The sequence below is a fragment of the Mesorhizobium sp. LSJC280B00 genome, from assembly GCF_000502835.1.
Classification (GTDB): Bacteria; Pseudomonadota; Alphaproteobacteria; order Rhizobiales; family Rhizobiaceae; genus Mesorhizobium.
The window spans coordinates 87942-95065 of sequence record NZ_AYVL01000024.1; the positions used below are offsets into that span (position 1 = coordinate 87942).

The following is a 7124-nucleotide window of genomic DNA, read 5'->3' on the forward strand; positions in this document are numbered from 1 at the left end:
CCGGAGCCGTCCCGTCCAACCTCACGCATTCACCAGGGGAGTCCCGGCAAGGGGCTGAGATACTGCTGGCATTCGCGGCGCAGTGACCCGTTGAACCTGATCCAGTTCATACTGGCGTAGGGACGGTGCAAGCGCTTTGCGGGAGTTTACGCCCGAGGTCCTGTTTCAGCAGGTCGCTAGAAGCGTCTTTTCATCCTTCCGGCACAGAACTGGGTCTCCAATGCAACGAGCAAAGGAGCCTCAAGATGAATGCCCTCACCCCCGCCGTCTCGACGGGACCGCTGCCTGCCTCACGCAAAATCCACAAATCCGGTACCATCCACCCGCAGCTCAGGGTGCCGATGCGCGAAATCTCCGTCCATCCGACGGCAGGCGAGCCGCCGGTGACCGCTTACGATCCGTCCGGCCCCTATACCGACCCGACTGTCGAAACCAGCATCGAAAACGGCCTTGCACGGCTTCGCCATGAATGGGTCACCGCGCGCGGCGATGTCGAAGCCTATGACGGCCGCCACGTCCGGCCAGAAGACAATGGGTTTGCGGCGGGCGAGCGCCTAACACCGGAATTTCCAGTCCGCAACCGGCCACTCCGGGCCCAGACCGGCAAGGCGGTGACACAGCTTGCCTATGCGCGCGCTGGCATCATCACGCCCGAAATGGAGTTCGTCGCCATCCGCGAGAACCTTGGTCGCGAGATCCTGCACGGCAAGCTTGAGCGCGACGGCGAGGCCTTCGGCGCGGCGATCCCCGACTTCGTCACGCCTGAATTCGTCCGCCACGAGGTGGCGCGCGGACGCGCGATCATTCCCGCCAACATTAATCATCCCGAGAGCGAACCGATGATTATCGGTCGCAATTTCCTGGTCAAGATCAACGCCAATATCGGTAACTCCGCCGTCACATCGTCGATGGCTGAAGAGGTCGAAAAGATGGTGTGGGCGATCCGCTGGGGCGCCGACACGGTGATGGATCTGTCGACCGGCCGCAACATCCACAACATCCGCGAATGGATCGTCCGCAACTCGCCGGTGCCGATCGGCACGGTGCCGCTTTACCAGGCGCTCGAGAAAGTCGGCGGCATTGCCGAGGATCTTACCTGGGAGGTTTACCGCGACACGCTGATCGAACAGGCCGAACAGGGCGTCGACTATTTCACCATCCATGCCGGCGTGCGGCTGCACTACATCCCGCTGACCGTTGACCGGGTCACGGGTATCGTCTCGCGCGGCGGCTCCATCATGGCCAAATGGTGCCTGCACCATCACCGGGAGAGCTTCCTCTACGAGCATTTCGCTGAAATCTGCGACATCTGCCGCGCCTATGATGTGTCCTTTTCGCTCGGCGACGGCCTTCGTCCCGGCTCGATTGCCGATGCCAACGACGCGGCGCAATTCGCCGAACTGGAAACGCTCGGCGAGCTGACGCAGATCGCCTGGGCGAAAGATTGCCAGGTGATGATCGAGGGGCCCGGCCACGTGCCGATGCACAAGATCAAGGCGAACATGGACAAGCAGCTCGCCGTCTGTGGCGAGGCGCCGTTCTATACGCTTGGACCGCTGACGACCGACATCGCGCCGGGCTACGACCACATCACTTCCGGCATCGGCGCGGCGATGATCGGCTGGTTCGGAACGGCCATGCTCTGCTACGTCACGCCCAAGGAGCATCTCGGCCTTCCCGACCGCGATGACGTCAAGACCGGCGTGATCACCTACAAGATCGCAGCGCACGCGGCCGACCTGGCGAAGGGCCACCCGGCGGCGAAAGTCAGGGATGACGCCCTTTCCCGCGCGCGCTTCGAGTTCCGCTGGGAGGACCAGTTCAACCTGTCGCTCGACCCCGAAACCGCACGGTCCTTCCACGACCAGACCTTGCCCAAGGAGGCGCACAAGCTGGCGCATTTCTGCTCGATGTGCGGACCGAAATTCTGCTCGATGCGCATCTCTCACGACATCCGCGCCGAGGCACAGAAAGAGGGCATGGCGGCGATGGCGGCGAAATACCGCGAGGGCGGCGATCTCTACGTGCCAGCGGACGAGACCGGCGCACCGCTCACGCCTCAGCCAGGTAAGCCATCATGAAGGTGCTGATAAAGGGGGCCGGCGTCGCCGGCCTCACCGCCGCCTTCGAACTCGCCGCCCGCGGCGCGACGGTCACTGTCGCCGAGATCCGGCATGGCCTTGGAGGCAATGCGTCGTGGTTCGCCGGCGGCATGCTGGCGCCATGGTGCGAGCGTGAAAGCGCCGAGCAGCCGGTGCTGGACCTTGGACGTGACGCTGCCGACTGGTGGGATGCGGTGCTGCCGGGTCAGGTGACACGGGGCGGAACACTTGTCGTGGCCCCCCCGCGTGATGCCGGCGAGCTCGACCGCTTCGCCAGCCGCACGTCGGGCCATCGGCGTGTCGATGAAGACGAAATTGCGCTCCTGGAACCCGACCTCGCCGGCCGCTTCCGGCGCGGACTGCTCTTCCCAGATGAGGCTCATCTCGACCCGCGCCAGGCGATGGCAGCACTTCATGACAAGCTCGCAGCCATGGGTGTCAAATTCCACTTCGGCACCGACGCCCGGCATGTTTCCGGTTTCGATCGTCAGATCGACTGCCCGGGGATGGCCGCCGTCGATGACAGGCTTCGCGGCGTTCGCGGCGAAATGCTGATCCTAAACACGCCAGACTTCTCGCTGTCGCGCCCCGTCAGGATGCTGCATCCGCGCTTTCCACTCTATGCAGTGCCGCGCACCGACCACCGTTTCATGATTGGTGCGACGATGATTGAAAGCCAGTCCGCCAGACCGGTCACGGCGCGTTCGATGATGGAGCTTCTGGGTGCTGCGTATGCCCTCCATCCGGCCTTTGGCGAGGCCGAGATCGTTGAAGCCGGCGTCGGCGTCCGTCCAGCCTTTCCCGACAATCTGCCGCGCGTCGAAATGAGCGGAGACACCGTCGCGATCAACGGGCTCTATCGCCATGGCTTTCTTCTCGCCTCCGCCATGGCGCGCCTGGCGGGCGAAATTGTCTTCAATCACGACAAACCCGTGGAGCTTGCTCATGAAACTGATGGTCAACGGCAAAGTGCATGAGGTTGCCGCCACCACGCTGGCCGAGCTGCTTGCCGCGCTTGACTATGAGGGCGATTGGCTCGCGACCGCCGTCAACAACGACCTCGTGCACAAAGCCAGCCGGGCGGAATTCCAATTGAACGACGGCGACCGGATCGAAATCCTCTCGCCCATGCAGGGAGGCTAGCATGTTCGATCTTCTCGGGACGACGCTTCCCTCCCGCCTGCTTCTCGGCACGGCTCAATATCCTTCGCCGGCCATCCTTGCCGATGCAGTCAGGGCATCGGGCACCTCGGTGGTGACCGTCTCGTTGCGCCGTGAAATGGCAGGCGGCAGGGCTGGCGAAAAATTCTGGTCGTTGATCCGCTCGCTTGGTGTCAGAATCCTGCCCAACACTGCTGGCTGCCACTCCGTCAAGGAAGCGGTCACGACCGCACAAATGGCGCGCGAAGTCTTCGGCACGCCCTGGATCAAGCTCGAAGTGATCGGCAATCACGACACGCTGCAGCCGGACGTGTTCGGTCTGCTCGAAGCCGCCCGCATCCTGTGCGAGGACGGTTTTGCGGTGTTCCCGTATACTACCGACGACCTTGTCGTCGCCGAGCGGCTGCTTGCGGCGGGCTGCAAGGTCTTGATGCCCTGGTGCGCACCGATCGGTTCCGCCCTCGGGCCGGTCAACATCATGGCGCTGCGCTCGATGCGCGGACATTTCCCTGATGTCCCGCTGATCGTGGATGCTGGTCTCGGACGGCCATCGCACGCGGCAACAGTCATGGAGTTCGGCTTTGATGCTGTGCTCCTGAACACAGCGGTCGCCAAGGCGGCCGATCCGGTCGGCATGGCGTGTGCGTTCGGCAAGGCGGTCGAGGCCGGTCGAGAAGCTTTCAGCTCGGGGATGCTCGAACCCCGCGACGTCGCGGTGCCATCGACACCAACATTCGGCAGGGCGGTTTTCTCATGAAGCTCGATCCCTTCTACCTGATCGTCGACAGCGCCGCCTGGATCGAACGGCTGGTGCCACTTGGCGTCAAGCTGGTTCAGTTGCGCATCAAGGATAGGGACGAGACCACGCTGCGGACGGAAATCCGCCGCGCGAACGACGTCTGCGCGGTCCATGGTTGCCAACTGATCGTCAACGACTATTGGCGGCTCGCCATTGAGGAAGGCTGCGACTTCGTCCATCTCGGCCAAGAGGATTTGGCCGCGGCCGACCTGCTGGCGATTAAGTACGCCGGATTGAAGCTCGGGCTCAGCACGCACGATCATCTCGAACTGGAAACGGCGATCGCTGCCGAGCCCGACTATATCGCGCTCGGCCCTATCTATCCCACCATCCTGAAGCAGATGAAATGGGCGCCGCAAGGGCTCGAGCGGATGAGCGAGTGGAAGTATCGGGTGGCGCCGATCCCATTGGTCTCCATCGGCGGCCTCAACCCCGACCGGCTCGACGGTGTCTTCGAGGCTGGTGCGGACAGCGCGGCGGTGGTCACCGACATCACGTTGAATGCCGATCCCGAAGCGCGCACGCGAGAATGGATCGAAAAGACAAAGCCATGGCGCTGAGGCGAGAACCGCATGTGCTCGTCGTCGGCGGATCAGACTCCAGCGGTGGGGCTGGAATTGCACGTGATATCGAGACGATCTCTTCCATTGGCGTGCGCACCTGCCTGGCTGTCACAGCGCTGACGGTGCAGACGCACGAAGCCGTGATGGAAATCCATCCTTCGCAGCCCGATCTTGTGGCCGATCAGATGTGCGCCGCGCTGCAGGCCAACAAGGTGGCGGCAATTAAGATCGGCATGCTCGCAACGGCTGAGATCGTCGTTGCCATTGCCGGCGTGCTGCGCGAAAATCCGCAGGTGCCGGCAGTGCTCGATCCGGTGCTGGCCTCGAGCTCCGGCCGGGGGCTTCTGGAAGCAGGTGCCATCGCTGCCATGAGGCGCGATCTGATGCCGCTTTGCTGCCTTGTGACCCCCAATCTCCTCGAGCTGGCGCTCCTTGTTGGTGCGGAACCGCCAGCCGACGAGAGCGACGCGGTGAGACTGGGACGGAAATTGCTGGCAGCCGGCGTGCCGGGCCTGCTGATCAAAGGGGGCCACGCATCAGGACCTCGATCAACCGATATTCTGTTGCGTTCGGATCAAGAACCAATCCGCTTCGACGCACCTCGTCTTGTCGCATCAATGCGCGGGACGGGTTGCATGCTGGCTAGCGCGATTGCGGCGCATCTGGCGAAGGCGAAGCCGCTCGAAGACAGTGTGCGCGAAGGCAAGCGGCTTGTCTTGGCCATGTTTAAGAAGAATGCAGCAGACCGACGAAACTTGTAAGATTTTCCAACTCTCGAAAGACACGCCTGCCTCTCGCGGGTCCGGGCTGGTAATTTCCCTTCGTAATTCACCTCACTCGACAGGAGTAGTTTGACGGCCTCGCCAGGCGGCGACCGCGAGATCAACGATGGCGAGGCGGCCGTCGTGCGCCGTATCTAGTGCGTTGTGTGGCATCCTTTCCCCACATCCGACTGCGATCCTGGAATTCACCTTGGTCGCGAGCTCCTGCTAAACGACGCCCCTCGACGGGAGCGGTCGATCCCGCGTCTCGGCTGCGGCGGCGCTAGGCTGACGCTCCTTATGCCGTCCTGTTGAACCGGACTCGGGATCACGAACTGCTCCATGCGGCACTCGTTGACAAGCCTGCCGTGATATGAACAGGATTATACAGGCTCACTGAACAGGTACCATATGAAGCGGCGCTCGGTTCAACTGTCTCCCGGCACGGGCAAACCCGAACAGATCGCCACCGTTCTCGAACATGAAATCCGCTCCGGTGTTCTCGGCTTCGGCGACCGGCTGCAAAGCGAGAACAAGCTCGTCCAGCGTTTCTCCGTCAGCCGCAACACCGTCCGCAAAGGCCTCGAGGAACTGTCCAACCGCGGGCTGATCACCACCAAAGTCGGCATCGGCTCTTTCGTCACCTTCGATGGCAAGCCCGTTGATGACTCCATCGGTTGGTCGCGGGCGCTCGCCAACGCCGGCGCCAACGCCGAGACGCGGACGCTGCGGCTCGAGGTGATCGAGGACCCCGGTCTTGCCGCACTGCTTGGTATAGAAAACCCGTTTTTCATCGCTGTCGACCGGGTGCGCACCAATGCCAGCGACGGCCACGCCATCTCCATCGAGCGCAGCCGCCTGCCATTATCGCCGGAACTGGAGGATGTGCCGTTGCGCGGCCTGCGCGAAGGCTCGCTGCACCAGACGCTGCGCGGCGCGGGCCTCATTCCCGACCATGGCGAGGAATGGGTCGGCATCGAAATGCTCAACGCCGAGGACTCTGCAATCCTCGGTTGCCCGCAAGGCACGCCGTTCCTTCGCGGTCGCCGGTTGACCCGCGCCGCCGATGACCGGCCGATCGAATATGTGACCAGCCTGCTCAACCCGGCGCATTTTGCGCTGCATATGAGGTTCTGAGTGATGCCGGACGACAACACCGGGAATATGACTGATCGGGCCATGGGGGCGCTTGTCGGCGGGGCACTGGGGGATGCGCTGGGCATGCCGACGCAGCTTTTGTCGCCGGCCCGGATTGCCGAACTCTACGCCCATGTAGAGGGCTTCATTGCTCCTTTCGCCGACCATCCGGTGTCGAAGGGGCTTCCCGCTGGAACGATCACCGACGACACCGAACAGGCGCTTCTGCTTGGCCGTATCCTGGTCGAATCCGGTAACCGCTTCGATCATACGCGGTGGGTCAACGCGCTGCTCGACTGGGAGCGCGACGTCAAAGCGCGCGGCAGCTACGATCTGCTGGGACCATCGACCAAACGCGCCATCGACGCCATCAACAATGGCGTGCCGGCCGAGGAAGCGGGGCGCAGCGGCGACACAAATGGTGCGGCCATGCGCATTGCGCCGGTCGGCATCATGATGCCGCCAGAGCCGCTGGACGCGCTGGTCGCCAAAGTTGCCGAGACCTGCCGGGCCACGCACAACACCTCGATTGCCATTGCGGCCGCAGCCGCCGTTGCGGCGGCCGTCAGCCGCGGCGTCGCCGGCGGCGACTGGCGCGCCA

The 7124-nt window shown here is 63.3% G+C and carries 8 protein-coding genes and 1 riboswitch; all 8 genes read left to right on the top strand.

All coding sequences use genetic code 11. From position 1 onward, the window contains the following. Positions 1–24: 24 nt before the first annotated feature. Positions 25–141: riboswitch (TPP riboswitch) on the top strand. 104 nt (positions 142–245) lie between these two features. Next, complete coding sequence (gene thiC / locus X773_RS66010) at positions 246–2081, top strand: phosphomethylpyrimidine synthase ThiC (RefSeq protein ID WP_023679203.1); 1836 nt, start codon at positions 246–248, stop codon at positions 2079–2081. Beyond that, positions 2078–3079: a glycine oxidase ThiO gene (gene thiO / locus X773_RS66015; RefSeq protein WP_023679204.1), complete on the top strand. Its 1002-nt coding sequence runs from the start codon at positions 2078–2080 to the stop codon at positions 3077–3079. The genes thiC and thiO overlap by 4 nt, the downstream gene beginning before the upstream one ends. Next, positions 3048–3245 carry a sulfur carrier protein ThiS gene (gene thiS / locus X773_RS66020; RefSeq protein ID WP_023679205.1) on the top strand — a complete coding sequence of 66 codons (198 nt, stop codon included), beginning with the start codon at positions 3048–3050 and terminating at the stop codon, positions 3243–3245. Before thiO ends, thiS begins: the two co-directional genes overlap by 32 nt. 1 nt (position 3246) lies before the next feature. After that, positions 3247–4020, top strand: a complete 774-nt coding sequence (locus tag X773_RS66025; protein ID WP_023679206.1) for a thiazole synthase — start codon at positions 3247–3249, stop codon at positions 4018–4020. Further along, positions 4017–4622: a thiamine phosphate synthase gene (locus X773_RS66030; protein ID WP_023679207.1), complete on the top strand. Its 606-nt coding sequence runs from the start codon at positions 4017–4019 to the stop codon at positions 4620–4622. Before X773_RS66025 ends, X773_RS66030 begins: the two co-directional genes overlap by 4 nt. Then, entirely contained in the window at positions 4613–5386 is a 774-nt protein-coding gene (locus tag X773_RS66035) for a hydroxymethylpyrimidine/phosphomethylpyrimidine kinase (RefSeq protein ID WP_023679208.1), read from the top strand. Before X773_RS66030 ends, X773_RS66035 begins: the two co-directional genes overlap by 10 nt. Positions 5387–5797: 411 nt before the next feature. Next, positions 5798–6523: a GntR family transcriptional regulator gene (locus X773_RS66040; RefSeq protein WP_023679209.1), complete on the top strand. Its 726-nt coding sequence runs from the start codon at positions 5798–5800 to the stop codon at positions 6521–6523. 27 nt (positions 6524–6550) lie between these two features. Continuing rightward, positions 6551–7124, top strand: a 574-nt coding sequence (locus X773_RS66045) for an ADP-ribosylglycohydrolase family protein (protein ID WP_245274784.1), incomplete at its 3' end; no start/stop codon positions are given.